The sequence below is a fragment of the Mesorhizobium sp. WSM1293 genome (assembly GCF_000513875.1).
GTDB lineage: Bacteria > Pseudomonadota > Alphaproteobacteria > Rhizobiales > Rhizobiaceae > Mesorhizobium > Mesorhizobium ciceri.
In genome coordinates this window covers 364,820-381,602 of record NZ_AZUV01000004.1, presented here as the reverse complement: position 1 = coordinate 381,602, position 16,783 = coordinate 364,820, and the positions used below count along the sequence as shown (strand labels likewise).

Genomic DNA, 16,783 nt, shown 5'->3' with positions numbered 1-16,783 from the left:
ACTCCTCACCCCCAGATCATCAACGCCACCAACCCAACACCGCCCACCACCAGCCGCCACCAGCCGAACAGCGAGTAACCCTTGCGCGAGACGTAATCGAGCAGGAAGCGCACGACGATGAGCGCCGTGACGAAGGCGGCGACGAAGCCGACGGCGATGATCGGCAGGTCGGCGCTGCTCAGCACGTTGCGGTTCTTGAACAGGTCGAAGGCGAAGGCGCCGACCATGGTCGGGATTGCAAGGAAGAAGGAAAATTCAGCGGCCGCGCGCTTGTCGACGCCCAAAAGCAGGGCGCCGACGATGGTCGAGCCCGAACGCGATGTGCCGGGAATGAGCGACAGGCACTGGAAAAGCCCGATCTGCAGGTAAAGCCGGGTCGGGAAGCGCTCGACGTCGCGATAAACAGGCTTGAGGTTCATGCGGTCGACCACCAGCAGCACGACGCCGCCGATGATCAGCATGATGCAGATCAGCCTTGGCGATTCGAACAGCACCGTCTTGATGAAATCATGCGCCAGCGCGCCGATGAATGCCGCCGGCAGGAAGGCGATGAGGATGCCGATGACGAAATGCCTGGTCAGTCGGTCGTGCGGCAGTTCGAGCAGCATTTTCCAGAGGCGGCGGAAATAAACGCTGAGGATCGCCAGGATGGCGCCGAGCTGGATCAGGATCTCGAAGGCCTTGCCGGTCGAGTGGAAGCCGAGGAAATGGCCGGCGAGCAGGATATGGCCGGTCGAGGACACCGGTATGAACTCGGTCAGCCCCTCCAGCAGGCCGAGCAGCAGGGCTTCGACGATGGTCTGGCTTTCCATGGCTACCTCGGCATTGGCGTGACGGCTGACAGAAGGGCTTGCTTGTCATGGCGTTGAAGTCCCCCTATAGGTCGCAACACCCTGACGGCCCGCTAACCGGGCGGCCAAGACTTACCGGTGCGCCCTGCGATTCGCCAGTGCGCTTTATCATCGCGGAACCATGCTCACGCTTTTCCACCACCCCATGTTCGCCACCTGTCGCTTCGTCCGCCTCGCATTCGGCGAGTATGGCGAGGAGCTGGCTTTGATCGAGGAAAAGCCGTGGACCCGGCGCAAGGAGTTCCTGGCGCTGAACCCGGCCGGCACGCTGCCGATCCTGCTGGCCGAAGGCGACGTGCCGATCGTCGGCGCGACGGTCATATCGGAATATCTCGATGAAACGCGCGGCGTGCTGAAGCGCGACAAGCGGCTGTTCGCCGAGGACCCGATGCAGCGCGCCGAAATCCGCCGGCTCATCGACTGGTATCTCAACAAGGCTGAAAGCGAAGTCACCCGCCATCTGGTGCGTGAGCGCGTGCTGAAGCCGGTCATGCCGGAAACGGCGGGCGGCGGCTCGCCCGACTCGGGCGCGATCCGTGCGGCGCGCGCCAACATCCGCCAGCACATGAAATACACCAACTGGCTGGCCGGCACCCGCCATTGGCTGGCCGGCTCGAGGGTCACCTATGCCGATCTCGCGGCCGCGGCGACGCTGTCGGTGCTCGATTATCTCGGCGAGATAGACTGGCGCGAGCACAGCGCTGCTCGCGAATGGTACACGCGGGTCAAGTCGCGGCCTTCCTTCCGGCCGCTTTTGACCGACCGGGTGCGCGGCCTGTCACCGGTGTCGCATTATGCGGACCTCGACTTCTGACGCCGCAAAACTGCGCGCGCTGATCGACGCTGAGGCGCAGCGCGCCGGCTTCGATGCCGTCGCCGTCACCTCCCCCGATGCGATCCCGCTGGCGCCGGCGCGCCTGGCCGAATTCGTCGCCGACGGCTTTCACGGGTCGATGGACTGGATCGCCGAGACGCTGCAACGCCGCAGTGAACCAACGGCCCTCTGGCCGCAGGTACGCTCGATCGTCGTGCTGGCGATGAACTACGGCCCCGACCATGATCTTCGCGAAGTGCTGGCCAAGCGCGACCGCGGCGCGATCTCGGTCTATGCGCAAAACCGCGACTATCACGATGTGATGAAAGGCCGGCTGAAGGAGATCGCCGGCAAGCTCGTTGCCCGCGCCGGCGGTGACGTGAAGGTGTTCGTCGACACCGCACCTGTCATGGAAAAGCCGCTGGCCGAAGCCGCCGGGCTTGGCTGGCAAGGCAAACACACCAATCTGGTCAGCCGCGAGCACGGCTCCTGGCTGTTCCTCGGCACCATCTTCACCACCGCCGAACTCGTGCCCGACCGCGCCGAAATCGACCATTGCGGCTCCTGCCGCGCCTGCCTCGACGCGTGCCCGACCGATGCTTTTCCGGCGCCCTACCGGCTCGATGCGCGGCGCTGCATTTCCTATCTCACCATCGAGAACAAGGGGCCGATTCCGCACGAATTCCGCGAAAAGATCGGCAACCGCATCTATGGCTGCGATGACTGTTTAGCCGCCTGCCCGTGGAACAAATTCGCCCGGGCGGCTTCGGAAGCAAAACTCGCCGCGCGCGATGATCTGCGCGAACCACCGCTCGCCGACCTTTTGGGTCTCGATGACGCGGCCTTCCGCGCTTTCTTCTCCGGTTCGCCGATAAAACGCATCGGCCGCGATCGGTTCATCCGCAACGTGCTGATCGCCGCCGGCAATTCCGGCGATGCCTCTCTTGCCGACACTGTGCGCGCCTTGCTGGACGATGCCTCGCAGCTGGTGCGGGGCGCGGCAATTTGGGCGCTGGCGCGGCTGGTGCCCGATGCCGAATATTCAGAAAGGGCAGCCCTCGGCCTGAAAACCGAGAGCGACGAAGCCGTGCGCGACGAATGGCGTCTGGCGCGGCCAACCAGGGCGAATGCATGAGCGAAAAGCAGATATTCATCTTCGGCGCCGGCTATTCCGGCAGGGCTTTTGCTCGGGCCAACAAAGGCGCCGCGACGATCTTCGGCACGACACGCTCGCCGGAAAAATTCGAGACGCTACGGCAGGCCGGCATCGCGCCGCTGCTGTTCGACGGCGCGATGACGGATGAGATTGGCGATGCACTGGAAAAGACAACGCATCTGCTGATTTCGGTCGCCCCGGAGGAGGCCGGCGATCCCGTGCTGGGTGCCGCGCGAGAGGCAATCGCTCAAATGCCTTTGCTGGAATGGATCGGCTATCTCTCTACGGTCGGGGTTTACGGCAATTATGACGGCGCATGGGTCGATGAAACGGCTGAATGCCGGCCGGTGTCGAAGCGTTCGATGATGCGGGTGGCGGCAGAGCAGGACTGGCTGGAGCTGGGCCGCGAGATCGGCCGGCCGGTGGCGATCCTGCGACTCTCCGGCATTTACGGGCCGGGCCGCAATGCCCTGGTCAATCTGGAAAACGGCAGCGCAAGGCGGCTGGTCAAGCCCGACCAAGTGTTCAACCGCATTCATTGCGACGACATTGCAGGCTCCCTGTGGCAGCTCATCCAAGGCAATAAAGGCGGCATCTTCAACGTCACCGACGATCTGCCGGCGCCGCCGCAGGACGTCGTCGCCTATGCCGCATCATTGATGGGCATCGAACCGCCGCCCGAGATTCCTTTCGACGCCGCCCAACTTTCGCCCATGGCGCGGTCCTTCTATGGCGAGAACAAGCGTGTTGCCAATGCGGCAATCAAGGCGGCGGGCTATTCCCTGCGCTTTCGCGACTACCGCGCGGCCTTCGACCATATGTGGGCAAGCGGCGACTGGCGCGACGGCGAGGCGCGTAGCCCAATGAAGCGCTAAAAGCAATTCCAGGAAAAGTGTGACACGGTTTTCCGTCCGGGATTGCGTCAAAACAGAGATAGAGCGGTTCACCGTTTCGGTGAACCGCTCTATCGATCGAAGCGTCGTGCTTTGCGTGCTATGATTCGGCCTTGGATTGCGGTGGGGATCCGGTTTCATGAAAACACCGATACGGCCGTCTCTCGGCAAAATGCCCCTGCTGGCAGCCGCGCTTGGCCTGCTTGCCCTGGTCGGTTTCGCCGTTCAGCCGGTGAGCGCCGAAGAACGGGCAAAAGACCTGTTCGGCGCCAAGAAGCTGCCGGCCGCGACCGCGGCGCAGTCGATCGGCTTCTATTCCAAGGGCTGTTTTGCCGGCGGCGTCGCCATTCCCATGGACGGTCCGACCTGGGAGGTGATGCGGCCTTCGCGCAACCGTCGCTGGGGCCATCCGGCGATGATCGCGGTGATCGAGAAACTGTCGCGCGACGCGGCAGCCGATGGTTGGCCGGGCTTGCTGATCGGCGACATTTCGCAGCCGCGTGGCGGCCCGATGATGACCGGACATGCCTCGCACCAGATCGGGCTCGACGCCGACATCTGGCTGACGCCGATGCCCAGCCGCCCGCTGTCGATGGCGCAGCGCGAATCGATGAGCGCCACCTTGATGGTCGATGAGAAGACCCATCTGGTGAAGGACGCGCTGTGGACGCCGGCGCACACAAGGCTTCTGAAGCGGGCGGCGAGTTACAGCCAGGTCGAGCGCATCCTGGTCAATCCGGGCATCAAGAAAAAGCTCTGCGACACCGTCAAGGGCGACCGCTTCTGGCTGCGCAAGATCCGGCCGTTTTGGGGCCACGACTATCATTTCCACATGCGCATCGGCTGTCAGCCGGGATCGCCCGGCTGCAAGGCGCAGGAAGCGACGCCGGACGATGACGGTTGCGGCAAGCCGCTGGCCTGGTGGTTCACGCAGGAGCCGTGGCGGCCCAACAAGAACCCGGATGCGCCCAAAGCGCGCGACCTGATGACGATGGCGAACCTGCCGAGCGAATGCCGCGCCGTGCTCGACGCGCCGGGGCCGGCCTCGGCCGAGGCGGCGACCTATCATGGCGGCGGCGTGCCGGTCGCGGCTGCCGCACCCGAACCCGAAGCGCCGTCATTGTCCGCCACGCCGGCCGCCGCCGGCTTGCCAAGTACGGTGAACGCCTTCACGGCGACCCCCGAGACCGGCGTGCCGCTGCCGCGACCGCGGCCGCCAGGAAACTGACGGTCACGGCCCAATCGGTTCGGGGCCTTATTTTTGCGAAACCGTGTCGGTTTGGCCGCACAGCCGGCCTCAGCGCGCCGCCGGGGTCGAAAACCGTTTCCCTTTTCAAACCCATGCGCTAGTCAACGGAAGAACGGCTAGATGCCGTCGGTGGCGCCGGAGACGGACGAGAGCATGCCAGGCACAGGCGACGACGATACTTTGTTGCGGTTTCCGATCCTTATCGGCGACATCGGCGGCACCAATGCGCGCTTTTCGATCGTGCTCGACGCCAATTCCGAGGCAGGCGAGCCGACCATCGTCCAGACGGCGAACTACAACACCATCGACGAGGCGATCCAGGCGGCCGTGCTCGATCGCTCGTCGGTGCGTCCCAATTCGGCGGTGCTGGCGGTGGCCGGTCCGGTCGACGGCGACGAGATCGAACTGACCAACTGCCCCTGGATCGTCAAGCCGAGAAAAATGTTCGCCAGCCTCGGCCTGAGCGACATCGTCGTGCTCAACGATTTCGAGGCGCAGGCGCTGGCCGTCGTCGCGCTCGGCGAGGAGCACATGGAAAAGATCGGCGGCGGCACGCCGGAGCCCAATGCCGGCCGCGTCGTGCTCGGCCCCGGAACCGGGCTCGGCGTCGCCGGGCTGGTCCATGCGCTGCACCACTGGATACCGGTGCCCGGCGAGGGCGGCCATATGGACATCGGTCCGCGCTCGGCCCGCGATTTCGAGGTTTTTCCGCATATCGAGAAGCTGGAGGGCCGCATTTCGGGCGAGCAGATCCTGTGCGGACGCGGTCTGGTCAATGTCTATCGGGCGGTTGCCAAGGCGGACGGCAAGCCGTCGCCCTTCACCACGCCGGCCGAGATCACTGCCGCGGCACTTGCGAAAACCGATCCGGTTGCCGAGGAAGCGCTGGAGACCTTCGTCACCTGCCTTGGGCGCACGGCAGGCGACCTTGCTCTGGTGTTCATGAGCCGCGGCGGCGTGTTTCTCACCGGTGGCATCGCGCAGAAGATCGTGCCGGCGCTGAAAGCCGGCAATTTCCGTGCCGCTTTCGAGGACAAGGCGCCGCACAGCGCGATGATGCGCACCATGCCGGTGTATGTCATTACCCATCCGCTGGCCGCACTTCTGGGCCTTGCCGCCTATGCCAGGAACCCCTCGCTGTTCGGCGTCCAGACTTCGGGCCGGCGCTGGCGCGACGAAGTTAGTCACCCCGAGGCATAGGCAAGCTGGCTGCTTGGCGTTAAGAGGGGTGCCAAATTGCCCGGCCGCGGGAAGCGGAAATCTACGAAGCGCTCCAATTTGACATTTCAGCCCCCCAATTTGTCGAAACCCCGTGCGGGAGAGATCGTGGCGGTCATCCGCCGTATCCTCCAGGAAAATGGCCGCGACTATCGGGGCGCGTATGTTTTCACCATCCTCTGCCTGCTGACCGTGTCGGCGACGACGGCGCTTGCCGCCTGGATCATGAGCCCGGTCGTCAACCAGATCTTCTACGAACGACGCGGCGACCTGATCCCATGGATCTGCGCCGCACTGCTCGGTGCCTTCATCCTGCGCGGCCTTGCCGGCTACGGCCAGGCGGTGACGATGGCCAGGATCGGCAACAATCTGGTGGCGCGCTATCAGCAGCGCATCTTCAACCATCTGATGAAGCTTGGCGTCTCCTTCTTCAACGACACAAGGTCCGGGCGGCTGGCCGCGCAGGTCAACGAGAACGTCAACGGCATTCGCGACCTGTTGTCGATGACGGTGACCTCGACCGCGCGTGATGCCGTCTCGCTGGTCGGCCTGGTCGGCGTGATGATCTATCAGGATCCGATACTCTCCTTGAGTTCGCTGCTGATCGGGCCGCCGCTGATCTGGACCGTCACCTATCTAATGCGCCGGGTGCGCCGCATCACGCGCGAATCGGTGCAGATCAACTCTCGGCTGATCGGCGCCATGCAGGAAGCCACGCAAGGCATCGCCATCGTCAAGGCCTTCACCATGGAGGACGAGCTGTCGCGCCGGATCAGCCAGCTCGCCGAGGATGCCGAGCAGCGGTCGAACAAGATCGCTCGCGTCTCCGAGCGGCTGACGCCGGTTTCCGAACTGCTGGCCGGCATCGCCTTCGCCAGCGTCATCGCCTATTCCGGCTACCGGGCCACCGTTCTCGGCCAGCCGCCGGGCGCGGTGTTTTCCTTCATCACCGCGCTGACGCTCGCCTATGATCCGGCCCGCCGTCTGGCGCGCATGCAGGTCGGCATGGAACGCGCGCTTGTGAATGCGCGCATGATCTACGAGCTTCTCGACATCGAGCCGCAGCAGAGCGACGCCCAAGGCGCCGCCGAGGCGAAATTCACCTCCGGCGAAGTGCGTTTCAACAACGTCTCCTTCCGCTATGTCGAGGAGGCCCCGGTGCTGCAGGATCTGAGTTTCGTCGCCGCGGCCGGCAAGGTGACGGCAATCGTCGGCGCTTCGGGCGCCGGCAAGACGACATTGGTGGCGCTGCTGCAGCGCTTCTACGATGTCGAGGCGGGGTCGATCGAGATCGACGGCCAGGACATCTCGAAGGTCACCAAACAGTCGCTGCGCGGTTCTATCGCCTATGTCTCGCAGCAGCCCTATCTGTTCGAAGGCACCATCCGCGACAATATCCGCTACGGCCGGCTGAGCGCCACCGATGCCGAGATCGAACAGGCCGCGGGCCAAGCCGCGGCCGACGACTTCATCCGCCAGCAGCCGCAGGGCTACGACACGCCAGTCGGCGAGAACGGCGTGACGCTGTCCGGCGGCCAGCGCCAGCGCGTCTCGATCGCGCGGGCCATCGTGCGGCAGGCACCGATCCTTTTGCTCGACGAAGCGACATCGGCGCTCGACAACGAGGCCGAGGCTCGCGTCCAGCAGGCGCTGACAAAGGTCATGGAAGGCCGCACCACCATCGTCATCGCGCACCGGCTGTCGACGGTGGTCAATGCCGACCACATCATCGTCATGGAACAGGGCCGGCTGGTCGAGGAAGGCACGCACGCCTCGCTGATGGCCGATCCGCACAGCGTCTATGCCCGCTTCCACCGTATCCAGGGCGTCAAGGGTCTGGGGCTTGTCGACGACAGCGCGCCGATCCGGACTTCGGCGCAACGCCTGTCACAAGGCATCGACACGCAGAGCATCGCCGGGAGCACGACATGAGCGCCACGCCCGCAACCGACGGACCGGCAAATGATATGGGCCTGGTGGTGGTGGGCGCCGCCGGCCGCATGGGCCAGACGCTGATCCGCGCCATTCACTCTATATCAGGCGCGCGGGTCATCGGCGCGGTCGAGCGGGCGGATTCGCCGCATCTGGGCAAGGATGCCGGCGAGCTGGCCGGCATCGGCATCATCAACGTGCCGATCAGCGACGATCCGCTGCCGGTGTTCGCCAAGGCCGACGGTGTGCTCGATTTCACCACGCCTGCTTCGACGGTCGAATTCGCCGGCTACGCGGCGCAGGCGCGCATCGTCCATGTCATCGGCACGACCGGCTGTTCGGCCGATGACAATGCCAGGATCGCTGCGGCGGCGCGCCATGCGACGATCGTCAAGTCGGGCAATATGAGCCTCGGCGTCAATCTTCTGGCGGTGCTGGTCGAGCAGGCGGCGCGCGCGCTCGATGCCGACGATTTCGACATCGAGATCCTCGAAATGCACCACAAGCACAAGGTCGACGCGCCTTCGGGCACGGCGCTGCTGCTGGGTGAAGCCGCCGCCGCCGGGCGTGGTATCGAGCTCTCAGGCAACGACGTGCGCGTCCGCGACGGCCACACCGGGGTGCGCAAGACGGGCTCGATCGGCTTTGCCACGTTGCGCGGGGGCTCTGTCGTCGGCGACCACAGCGTGATGCTGGCCGGCACCGGCGAGCGCATCACCCTGTCGCACCACGCCGAGGACCGCGCCATCTTCGCCCGCGGCGCCGTCAAGGCGGCGCTTTGGGCGCGCGGCAAGAAGCCGGGACTGTATTCGATGCGGGACGTGCTCGGCCTCAGCTGAGCCGACCTGATCCATAAACCTGAAGGAGCAAACATGTCGCGAACCCTCGTGCTCGTGCGCCACGGCCAGAGCGAATGGAATTTGAAGAACCTGTTCACCGGCTGGCGCGACGTCGACCTGACCGAACAGGGCCACGCCGAGGCCAAGGCCGCCGGGCAAAAGCTCAAGGCGCGCGGCCTGAAATTCGACATCGCCTTCACCTCCGCGCTGATCCGGGCGCAAAAGACATGCCAGCACATCCTCGACGCGGTTGGCCAGGGCGACCTGAAGACCATCCGCGACCAGGCGCTCAACGAGCGCGACTATGGCGACCTCTCCGGCCTCAACAAGGACGACGCCCGCAAGAAATGGGGCGAGGAGCAGGTGCATGTCTGGCGCCGCTCCTACGACGTGCCGCCGCCTGCCGGCGAGAGCCTGAAGGACACCGGCGCCCGCGTCTGGCCCTATTACCTGCACGATTTGCAGCCGCATGTGCTGCGCGGCTGCACCGTGCTGGTCGCCGCGCACGGCAACTCCCTGCGCGCGCTGATCATGGCGCTCGACGGCAAGTCGGGCGAGGAGATCGTCAAGCTGGAACTCGGCACCGGCGTGCCGGTCATCTACCAGCTCAACGCCGATTCCACCGTCGCTTCCAAGGAAGTGCTGGACGACTGAGCCGGCGAACGGAGCACCTGCGAAAAAAGCGCGTTGACAGCAATCGCTTGCCCGCTTACATGAGCCCGCACCAGCCCAGATGGCGGAATTGGTAGACGCGCACGGTTCAGGTCCGTGTTCCGCAAGGAGTGGAGGTTCGAGTCCTCTTCTGGGCACCATTTTTCCCGACTACCAACGGGATCAAGTAGACAAGCTCTTTCGGCGGTTTCCGCTCGGGTCTCCTGTTGGCGGCTCAGTGCCCACACGGGCATAAGCTAACCTCGCGCACCAGCACGAGCTCCGCAACCACTCCCAAGTCCATGATGCCGTGTCCATCTCATCACCGTCCCGGTGTTGCATGGTCAATCACTTAGCGCAGCAGACTTTGCGGACGTAGGTGTTGCCCCAGGTCATATATGCGTCGTCAGGGATGGCACGCCTCGCCTTAAGTTCCGTCACGAGACCCTTGGCCATCACTTGATCGAAGGTGTCTTCGAGGGTGACCGCAAACCATCCATTGGTCGCAAGGTAGGCCGATAGCGGGATGGGAGCGGAGCGAACATAGCCCGAAGCCTCCGCCAAGTTGTCGAAACTCTTTACCTGTATGTGACGCTGCTCGAATGGCCCGCTTTCATACTGATCCACGTAGACCCAGGTGTCGTGCATATAGCCAACTTGGCCATTGGCTTGCACGCGGTACCACCGAGCCACATTCCCCAGGATTATAACGGGGCTCCCGTTGCGAACGTTGACGAGGGTTGCAGACCTTCCATCCGCGAGAGCTTTTAACGGAGCTGCGCCCTTTGGGTGCCGGATGCGGCCGGAGTGCGCTTGGGGAATCTCAAGAGAGGCATGCTCAGGGGTCGTGGGCAAAGAGGCAACAGGCGGCTGCGAAGGCGGTTGCGAGAACGGCGGTGGTGACGTTGGTGCTTGGTTGGCAATCGATGGCTGGCCGGCGTCATTGTCCAAGGTGGTGACCCTGTATTTCGCCATCTCGCTTCTGGACAGGTACCGTATGTCATCACTGTCATATTGCAGTGAAAGCTGGAGTAGGGCTGGGTCTACGCCCATCTCGATCATATAGGTGATGATGTCGGCAGTAACCTGCTGGATACCGGAAACGGCGTCCTCGGTATTAACGGATACATCGCCACTGAAGGATGACTTATGGACGCCGATGGAGCCCGGCTCGGCGTATCGCACGGTACCGCCAAGAAAGGCCAGGGAGCATGCTGAAGCACACTCTACAGCCCTGAACTGGGCCGTGCTTAGGCCGAGTCTGCGGATGAGCCGTCCAAGGTCCATCGCCTTCTGAATATTCCCGCCAGGTGATTGGAAAGTTACTGCGATCGCCGAGTTAGACCGTGCCAGCGCCTCAAAGGCCGACAGGTCGTCCTGATTAGCGAAATCACCTGATACAAAAATATAGTGGATGCCGGCATCAGTCTGCCCGGCCTGGAACTTCAAACCAGCATATGCCGCAGGAGTTCCCACCAGCGCAGTCAACAGGCACGACAGGATACTAGCTAAGAAAACACGAGACATGTCTAAAGCCCAACCCCAAACCTTTAGTCTAGCGCTAGTGGGGCGAAGCTGTCGAATCTTGTTCCGAATGCTAGCGGGGGCTCTGAGTGCAATCCTCTTCTGGGCACCAAATTCCCGTTTCGAGCCACTCGACGGTTCAGAAACTTAGAGAAAAAGCCCGGTTCGTCCGGGCTTTTTCTTTTCAGCCAACCTCCCCTTCCGGCCAGTCCCCTCACAAACCGCTTCAAACTCCGCGGCCGCTTCGCTACGCTCAAAACCATGGCTCAATCCACCAACCCGATCTTCGGTGCCCGCCGCGACCAGGCGTTCCCCACGCTGGCCGAGGTGGACATCGACCGGATGCGCCGGTTTGGTGAGGCCAGCGCCTATGCGACCGGCGAGAACATCGTTACGGCAGGCGATGTGGCGCCCGGTCTGATCGTCGTGCTGTCGGGCAGCGTGGACATCACCCAGGACGGCGGGCTCGGCCGGCGCGAGACGATCGTCACGCACGGCCCGGGCAGCTTTGTCGGTGAGCTGGCGCAGCTTTCGGCCCGTCCCTCGCTGGTGAATGCGCAGGCCGCCGAGCCGGTGGAGGCGTTCGTCATCGCCTCGCAGCGGCTGCGCGACCTGATGGTGCAGGAGGCCAATCTCGGTGAGCGCATCATGCGGGCGCTGATCCTGCGCCGCGTCGGGCTTTTGGAGAGCGCCACCAGCGGGCCGATCATCATCGGACCCCAGGACAATGCCGACGTGTTGCGGCTGCAGGGTTTTCTGGCGCGCAGCGGCCAGCCGCACCGCGTGCTCGATTCCGACAGCGATCCCTGCGCCAAAACCTTGGTCGAACGCTTCGAGGTCGATCCGCACCACCTGCCGATCGTGCTCTGTCCAAACGGCAGGCTGCTGATGAACCCCGGCGAAAAGGACCTCGCCCGCTGCGTCGGCCTGTTGCGCCCGATCGATGCCGATACGGTGTATGACGTGGCCATCGTCGGCGCCGGCCCGGCAGGGCTGGCGGCGGCGGTCTATGCGGCATCCGAAGGGCTGTCGACGATCGTGCTCGATTGCCGTGCCTTCGGCGGACAGGCCGGCGCCTCCTCGCGCATCGAGAACTATCTCGGTTTCCCGACCGGCATCACCGGCATGGCGCTGATGGCGCGCGCCTACAACCAGGCGCAGAAATTCGGCGTTGAAATGGTCATCCCGGACGAGGCGAAACTTTTGAGCGCGGCCACCGACACGTCAGGCGCCCGCTATCTGCTCGATGTCGGTGACGGCGAGACCGTGCGCACGCGCAGCGTGGTGATCGCCAGCGGCGCGCGCTATCGCCGCCTCGACATCGCCAATCTTGCGCGGTTCGAGGGGACGTCCGTGCACTATTGGGCGTCGCCCATCGAAGGCCGGCTTTGCGCGGGCCAGGAAGTGGCGCTGGTCGGCGCCGGCAATTCGGCCGGGCAAGCGGCTGTCTACTTGGCCAGTCATGCGCGGAAGGTGGCGCTGCTGGCGCGCGGCGGCAGCCTCGATGCCAGCATGTCGCGCTACCTGGTCGAGCGTATCCGGGCGCAGCCGAACATCGAGGTGCTGACCGGGACCGAAATCGAGGCGCTGGACGGCGAAGAGGGCAATCTTGCCACCGTGCGCTGGCGCAACCGCGCCAGCGGCGCGGAAACGACGCGCCCGATCCGCCATCTCTTCCTCTTCATCGGCGCCGATCCGAACACCGATTGGCTGGCCAACTGCGATGTCGCGCTGGACGCCAGGGGTTTCGTGCGCACCGGATCGGACATAGGATCGGCGCAGATGGAGACGAGCCGCAGCGGCGTGTTCGCCATAGGCGATGTCCGCGCCGGTTCGGTCAAACGGGTCGCGGCGGCTGTCGGCGAAGGCGCCCAGGTGGTCGCGGCTCTGCATGCCTACCTCGCGCGCGGCAACGCCGACACATTTCAAATGGCCGGGAGACCATGATGGATGAATGCAGACATACGCGCGACATCAGGAAGGTCACGCCGAGCGCGCTCGGCTGCGAGGAATGCCTGAAGAGCGGGTCGCAATGGGTGCATCTGCGGCTGTGCCGTACCTGCGGCCATGTCGGCTGCTGCGACGACTCGCCCAACCGCCACGCCACCAAGCATTTCCACGCCACCAAGCATCCGATCATCGAGGGCTACGATCCACCCGAAGGCTGGGCATGGTGCTATGTCGACGAGGTGTTTGTCGACCTCGGCGACGATGTGACCCCGCAGAACGGTCCGATCCCGCGCTTTGTTTGAGCGCCCTGGAGACGCCGAAGAAGAGCCCGGTTCGCCCGGGTTTTTCTTTGTCCAGCATTACGCGCTCGATGCCCGACTGTCCGCAAACTGACAGCCTACCCGTTCCAGTGTCCTGCCAGCTCACGATCATCCGAGCCCGACAAAGCTTTGACATGATCGCGGCTAGTTTAGAAACATTCAAAACTGGAAGGCTCGCATGCACCCCACCTATACAAGCGCACAAAAAGCCATTCACTGGGCGGTGTTTCTGCTGGTCATCGGCCTTTATGGCTTGACCTATGTGGAAGAACTTTTTCCGCGCGGCGATCCCGGCCGCGCGCTCGTCTGGTGGTTCCATATTTCGTTCGGGCTGCTGTTGTTTGCGCTGGTCGTCATCCGCGTCGGCCTGCGCCTGATACTGGGAACGCCAGGGCTGCCGACGGAAATGTCGGAGCTTGAACGATGGGCGGCCAAGATGGCGCATCTGCTGCTCTATGCGCTGCTGGTGACCATTCCGGCTCTCGGCATCCTGCTGACTTGGTACAGGGGCGACGCCTTGAGCTTCTTCGGCCTCTTCACCATCCCGGCCCCGGTATCGCCCGACCGCGACACGGCCCGGTTCATCAGGGAACTGCACAGCCTGTGCGCCAATTCGATCCTCATCCTCGCCGGGGTGCACGCGGCCGCGGCGCTATGGCATCATTTCATCCGCAAGGACGACGTGCTCAAGCGAATGCTGCCGGAAAGCACGCTCTCCTGGAGCAAGTCCGGGAAAGTGTGAAGTGGTTTCCCAGGAAAAGCGCATAGCGCCTTCCCTCGTTGATCGGGAGGGCCTTTCCTTCGACCTTCTCTTTCTTTAGAAAGCGCTCTCCCCGAGAGGGCTAACGCCGACCGATAGCGCCTACCGCACGGAGCCGGTGACGGTCGGGTCGATCATGCTGGGAACCGACTTGCGTTCGTTTCCGGCAAGCGCCGCTATGATCAGCAGGCTGGCAACCACCGGGACAAACAGGATGGCAACGCGAGCCTGCACGTAAAATATGGCGCGCCATTCATTGCGCTTGTCGGGGCTGTTGCTCATCATACTCACTTTGTCGGCCCCCCGGGCCGTGACATAGAAGCTAACGGTTAAACAACTCCTTCCGACTTCGTTAACCCGGCGGATTTGAGGCGAAATTCCCACGCGATCCCCAAGATGGCGATCCAGGCTTCAGTTGAGCCCGATGCGGCTGGCGCCCTGCCGGAACAGCGCTACGGCATCCGGTTCGAAGCGGAAGGTGCCGATGAAATCGTCGGCGCAATAGTCCGGCCTTGTCTTGCGGATGGCGGCGGCGAAGCCGCGCGCCTCGTCGAGCCGTCCGGCCAGCGCCAGGCAGTGCGCGGCGATCGCCAGTATGATGGCGTGGGCGTTGGGCCGCGCCGCCGCCTTCAGCGCCCATTCGGCCGCCTCCTCGAACTGGCCGAGCCGGACATGCGCCATGGCGCGTGCGCCCAGCATGCCGAACAGCAGCGGGTCGAACGGGCTGAGATGGCGCGAATGATCGGAAGAGCCTATCGCCGCTCGCGGGTCGCCCGACTGCGAATGCACGAAGGACAAAGCGTAGTGGCCGAGCGCGAAGTTGGGGCTGAGATCGACCGCCCGCTCGAGTTCGAGCAGCGAGCCGTCCTGCTCGCCGCGCAGCCACAGCGCCCGGCCCATCGCCCAATGGGCGGCCGGATTGTGGTCGTCGACCAGCAGGCTGTGGCCGGCGCTCTCGAAGGCCAGCGCGCTTTCGCGGTCGCGATCGCCCCAGCGCTGGAAGGCGTTCTGCCAGTGGGTGAAGGACAGGCCGGCATAGGCACGGGCGAAGGTCGGGTCGAGCTGCAAGGCCTGGGCAAAGAAATGCCGCGCCTGCTCGTTTTCGGCCTGGGTGAAGCGGTACATGTGCCAGAGGCCGCGATGGTAGGCCTCCCAGGCGTTGAGCGAGCTGGGCGCCTTCAGCATGGCGCGGTTGCGCTCGACCGTTTCGATCTCGGCCGAGATCGAGGAGACGATGCTGTTGCCGATGTCGTCGAGCACGGAAAAGATGTCATCGGGCCTGCGCTCGAAGGTCTCGGCCCAGACGATCCTGGCGCTGCGCACCTCGATCAGCTCGACGCTGACGATGAGGCGGCCGGACGGGCTACGCACCGTGCCGGTGGCGACATAGTCGACATTCAGCCGGCGGCCGGCATCCTCGGGCGCGATGTTCTGCTCTGCCAGCGCAAACACCGATCCGCGCGCGATGACGAAGAAATCCCTGAGCTTGGCCAGGCGGGTGATGATGTCGTGGGTGAAACCGCCGGCCAATCCGCCGCGCGTGCCGCCGCTCTCCTCGACAAACGGCATCACCGCCAGCGAAGCGTGGCTGGGCTCGACCGGGCCGGGTGCGGTGGGCATGGTAGCCACCAGTGGCGATAGCGTGGACAGGCAGGCCGTTCGAAGCGAGGTGCCCGAATGTCGGTCACGGATCGCCCGCCAGGCCGCGCGAAGCGGTGCGAAATCGAGCTCCTCCGACCGAAACAATCGTTCCGCCGCGGCCAGATGCTCTTCGGCCGCGCCGACCTCGCCGCGCCCGGCCAGATTGGACAGCAACGCCAGATGTCCGCACGTGTCGAACGGCGCCAGTTCCACCCATGTGTCGAGATGGGCGATCGCCTCGTCACTATAAGCCGGCAGGCTCGCGACAAGGCGTTCCAGCACGGCGGCATGGCAAGCGCTGAAGCGGCGGCGCTGCGAGATCAGCCAGCTGTTGAAATGCGGGCTGCGCTCGAGCTCCAGCCCGTCGAGGAAATCGCCGGCAAACAGTCCGGCCAGCACGCGCAAGCGCTCGACGTCAAGCGTGCCGATCCCTTGCGCGGCGGCGCGGCTGACCTCCAGCACATCGACCAGGCAATCGTCGAGATCGAGTGCGACCGTATCGCCTTGGGTGGAGACCCGGCGCCGGGCCGGCATGTCAAGCGCGCCGCGCAGCTTGCTCAGGCACCAGCGCAGTTCGCCCCTTGGGTCGTTCGGCACATCCCACAACAACTCGCACAGGCGACTGCGGCTGACCGGATGCGGCGCCAGCGCCAGATAGGCGAGCAGCGCGCGCAGCTTGCGTGACGCGGGCAGGGCAACCGGAGCGCCGTCGCGGGAGATCATCAGCGGTCCGAGCAGGCGCACGGAAAGGACCGGCATGTCGCCGTCCGGCCTCGATCGAGTGGATTCCACGTGCGTTTCCACGCCTGCTCCCACGCTGGCCTGTCGGCCTCTCCTGTATCACCAAACACGACACGGCGCATCCGGCAGCGGATCTCAGCGCCGGATACGGCCATTGCCGCTGTGCGGCATGTCAGTCCTAGCGCGGCAAGGTCACCAAACCTCGCCGCCCAACCCGCCGGTTTGTAACCGGCCCGTGAAGACA

General features: G+C 64.4%; 15 protein-coding genes and 1 tRNA gene. 12 read left to right on the top strand and 4 right to left on the bottom strand.

Annotated features, from left to right (window positions below; genetic code table 11):
• Positions 1-5: 5 nt before the first annotated feature.
• Complete coding sequence (locus tag M729_RS0107360; protein ID WP_013528623.1) at positions 6-812, bottom strand: undecaprenyl-diphosphate phosphatase; 807 nt, start codon at positions 810-812, stop codon at positions 6-8.
• Positions 813-972: 160 nt separating this feature from the next.
• On the opposite strand from M729_RS0107360, the gene M729_RS0107355 reads away from it, so the two are divergent.
• The 9 genes from M729_RS0107355 (at position 973) to M729_RS0107315 (ending at position 9,764) form a co-directional block, all read left to right on the top strand.
• Positions 973-1,665, top strand: a complete 693-nt coding sequence (locus M729_RS0107355) for a glutathione S-transferase family protein (RefSeq protein ID WP_013528622.1) — start codon at positions 973-975, stop codon at positions 1,663-1,665.
• Complete coding sequence (gene queG, locus M729_RS0107350) at positions 1,646-2,800, top strand: tRNA epoxyqueuosine(34) reductase QueG (RefSeq protein WP_027161203.1); 1,155 nt, start codon at positions 1,646-1,648, stop codon at positions 2,798-2,800. Before M729_RS0107355 ends, queG begins: the two co-directional genes overlap by 20 nt.
• Positions 2,797-3,696, top strand: coding sequence for an SDR family oxidoreductase (locus M729_RS0107345; protein ID WP_027161202.1), 900 nt, complete (start codon positions 2,797-2,799; stop codon positions 3,694-3,696). The genes queG and M729_RS0107345 overlap by 4 nt, the downstream gene beginning before the upstream one ends.
• Before the next feature lie 157 nt (positions 3,697-3,853).
• Positions 3,854-4,942 carry a penicillin-insensitive murein endopeptidase gene (mepA, locus tag M729_RS0107340; protein WP_027161201.1) on the top strand — a complete coding sequence of 363 codons (1,089 nt, stop codon included), beginning with the start codon at positions 3,854-3,856 and terminating at the stop codon, positions 4,940-4,942.
• Positions 4,943-5,116: 174 nt separating this feature from the next.
• Positions 5,117-6,163 (top strand): glucokinase, encoded by a 1,047-nt coding sequence (locus M729_RS0107335; protein ID WP_027161200.1) that lies wholly within the window; start codon positions 5,117-5,119, stop codon positions 6,161-6,163.
• Between the two features lie 78 nt (positions 6,164-6,241).
• A complete protein-coding gene (locus M729_RS0107330) occupies positions 6,242-8,113 on the top strand; it encodes an ABC transporter ATP-binding protein (protein ID WP_024502175.1) in 1,872 nt (623 codons plus the stop codon).
• Entirely contained in the window at positions 8,110-8,952 is an 843-nt protein-coding gene (gene dapB / locus M729_RS0107325) for a 4-hydroxy-tetrahydrodipicolinate reductase (RefSeq protein WP_024502174.1), read from the top strand. Before M729_RS0107330 ends, dapB begins: the two co-directional genes overlap by 4 nt.
• A gap of 33 nt (positions 8,953-8,985) precedes the next feature.
• The gene (locus tag M729_RS0107320; protein WP_027161199.1) at positions 8,986-9,606 is read left to right on the top strand and encodes a 2,3-bisphosphoglycerate-dependent phosphoglycerate mutase; all 621 of its coding nucleotides are present in this window, start codon (positions 8,986-8,988) and stop codon (positions 9,604-9,606) included.
• Between the two features lie 73 nt (positions 9,607-9,679).
• Positions 9,680-9,764, top strand: a tRNA-Leu gene (locus M729_RS0107315).
• Positions 9,765-9,951: 187 nt separating this feature from the next.
• Here M729_RS0107315 and M729_RS0107310 read toward each other — a convergent pair.
• Positions 9,952-11,130, bottom strand: coding sequence for a hypothetical protein (locus M729_RS0107310; RefSeq protein WP_027161198.1), 1,179 nt, complete (start codon positions 11,128-11,130; stop codon positions 9,952-9,954).
• A 258-nt stretch (positions 11,131-11,388) separates the two neighbouring features.
• On the opposite strand from M729_RS0107310, the gene M729_RS0107305 reads away from it, so the two are divergent.
• The 3 genes from M729_RS0107305 to M729_RS0107295 all read left to right on the top strand — a co-directional run bounded on the left by M729_RS0107305 (position 11,389) and on the right by M729_RS0107295 (position 14,139).
• Positions 11,389-13,074 (top strand): FAD-dependent oxidoreductase, encoded by a 1,686-nt coding sequence (locus M729_RS0107305; protein ID WP_027161197.1) that lies wholly within the window; start codon positions 11,389-11,391, stop codon positions 13,072-13,074.
• On the top strand, positions 13,071-13,379 hold the full coding sequence (locus M729_RS0107300; protein ID WP_027161196.1) for a UBP-type zinc finger domain-containing protein: 309 nt from the start codon (positions 13,071-13,073) through the stop codon (positions 13,377-13,379). The genes M729_RS0107305 and M729_RS0107300 overlap by 4 nt, the downstream gene beginning before the upstream one ends.
• A 196-nt stretch (positions 13,380-13,575) precedes the next feature.
• Positions 13,576-14,139, top strand: coding sequence for a cytochrome b (locus tag M729_RS0107295; protein WP_027161195.1), 564 nt, complete (start codon positions 13,576-13,578; stop codon positions 14,137-14,139).
• A gap of 120 nt (positions 14,140-14,259) precedes the next feature.
• Here M729_RS0107295 and M729_RS0107290 read toward each other — a convergent pair whose 3' ends face one another.
• Together M729_RS0107290 and M729_RS0107285 are read right to left on the bottom strand one after the other, a co-directional pair.
• Positions 14,260-14,439, bottom strand: coding sequence for a hypothetical protein (locus M729_RS0107290; protein WP_023814179.1), 180 nt, complete (start codon positions 14,437-14,439; stop codon positions 14,260-14,262).
• A gap of 129 nt (positions 14,440-14,568) precedes the next feature.
• Positions 14,569-16,557, bottom strand: coding sequence for a transcriptional regulator (locus tag M729_RS0107285; protein WP_050596207.1), 1,989 nt, complete (start codon positions 16,555-16,557; stop codon positions 14,569-14,571).
• Positions 16,558-16,783 lie beyond the last annotated feature (226 nt).